Genomic DNA, 1,618 nt, shown 5'->3' with positions numbered 1-1,618 from the left:
CACCACCCGTGTCGGGGACGCCCCGAGCCTGTACGCCGATCCCGCGCGCCTGCGTCAGACGGTCGGCAACCTGCTGTCCAACGCGATCCGGCACACGCCTGCCGGGGGCACCGTCACGCTCGGCTGCCGGGGAGAGGGCGAGGAGATCGTGATCGAGGTCGCCGACACCGGCACGGGTATCGCGGCCGCCGACCTGCCCCGCGTCTTCGACCGTTTCTGGCGTGCCGACCGGGCCCGTGGCCGGCAGACGGGCGGCAGCGGCCTGGGCCTGGCGATCGTCCGCCAGCTCACCGAGGCCCACGGCGGCACGGTCACGGTCACCAGCATCCCCGGCACGGAGACGGTCTTCACCCTCCGCCTGCCCGCCACTCCTGACGAAGCGCTGCTGTCCCGCTAGGGCTCGAACGCCCTCACCCGGGACCACGATGGGCGGCCCACAACGCCCCGGCACGACTGGCGGCTTCGGAGACCAGGGCCGTCAGTTCGGGTTTGTCGGGCACAGGGAACGAGACGTATGCGCCACGACCACCAGCAACTGGTCTGCCGTAAGCCTTGACGGCGAGATGACCGTCAGGGAGAAGCCTGACGTTGAGCGTGGTCAGCGCGAATTCCTCACCGCGTCGTGTGTCCGTCCAGCGGAGCGCCTGCGGGATGACGACATTGATCGCCAGAGCACTTACTTCCAGATCACTGCTCATGGCCGGATGATCCCACGTGAGCTACCGCGGGCTCTGCAACCGGCTTGTGCAGCAGGCAGTTCGAGCACGGCTCGATTCTCGCCCCAAGGACGGGCCGCCCGCGACTTCGCCCGGCCAGCAGGACGACGCCCAGGCCCGCGGCAAGGACCTGGAACCCGGCGACGCCCCACAGCAGGGTCGGGGTTCCCAGTCCGCTGAGAGCTCCCCCCTCCCACCGCCGCCCTCGCGGCTGCGAGCGTGCTCTTGATCCCGGCGAAGATGTGAGCGAGGTGCCACTGCCACGCCGCTGTGTGAGGAGCTTCCGATCCGTCAGTCGCCGCCGCGCGCAGGAAGGTTGCCGGACGGTTCCCGGACAGTCACCGCTCCCCGCTCGGATCCAGCCCGGTCATGAGTTCGGCGAAGGCGCGGGCCGCCGCCGGGGAGTGGAAGAGCCGGTCGAGACGGGCCAGGGCGAGGTGGCGCAGGAACGGATCGGGGTCACCGGCGTCGTGCAGGGTCCGGGTGAGCCAGTGGGAGAACTCCTGGTCGTTCCAGACGCGGCGCAGACAGCGTGCCGAGTAGGTGCCCAGCGCGGTGTCGTCGCCGTCCCGGACGAAGTCCCGCACGGCCCGCGCGAGCAGGTCGGCGTCGTACAGGGCGAGGTTCATGCCCTTGCCGCCCATCGGCGACACGATGTGCGCCGCGTCGCCGACCAGGAAGAGACGGCCGTGGCGCATGGGGTCGTGGACGAGGCTGCGGAGCCGGAAGACCTCGCGATCGGTGATGGGGCCGGAGCCGAGGGCGGGGTCGCCGAGCCTGGTGCGCAGGGTGTCCCAGACGCGCTGCTCGGGCCAGTCGTCCGGGGTGTCGTCGGGCGGGCACTGGAGGTAGTAGCGGCTCGCGTGCGGGCCCCGGGGAAAGTGGGCGGCGAAGCCCTGGGT

3 protein-coding genes are annotated in these 1,618 nt (G+C 71.3%); 1 reads left to right on the top strand and 2 read right to left on the bottom strand.

The window, feature by feature from the left end:
• Positions 1 to 397, top strand: a 397-nt coding sequence (locus tag IF54_RS0138705) for a sensor histidine kinase (RefSeq protein ID WP_030327375.1), incomplete at its 5' end; no start/stop codon positions are given.
• Positions 398 to 410: 13 nt separating this feature from the next.
• Here IF54_RS0138705 and IF54_RS41890 read toward each other — a convergent pair.
• Together IF54_RS41890 and IF54_RS0138700 are read right to left on the bottom strand one after the other, a co-directional pair.
• Positions 411 to 698, bottom strand: coding sequence for a hypothetical protein (locus tag IF54_RS41890; protein WP_078852271.1), 288 nt, complete (start codon positions 696 to 698; stop codon positions 411 to 413).
• 356 nt (positions 699 to 1,054) lie between these two features.
• Positions 1,055 to 1,618: FAD-dependent monooxygenase (locus IF54_RS0138700; RefSeq protein WP_037821206.1), on the bottom strand; the 564-nt coding region annotated here is incomplete at its 5' end.

The sequence above is a fragment of the Streptomyces sp. NRRL B-3229 genome (genome assembly GCF_000719505.1).
In the GTDB taxonomy this organism is placed as follows: domain Bacteria; phylum Actinomycetota; class Actinomycetes; order Streptomycetales; family Streptomycetaceae; genus Streptomyces; species Streptomyces griseorubiginosus.
This window is presented reverse-complemented; position numbering and strand designations above follow the sequence as displayed.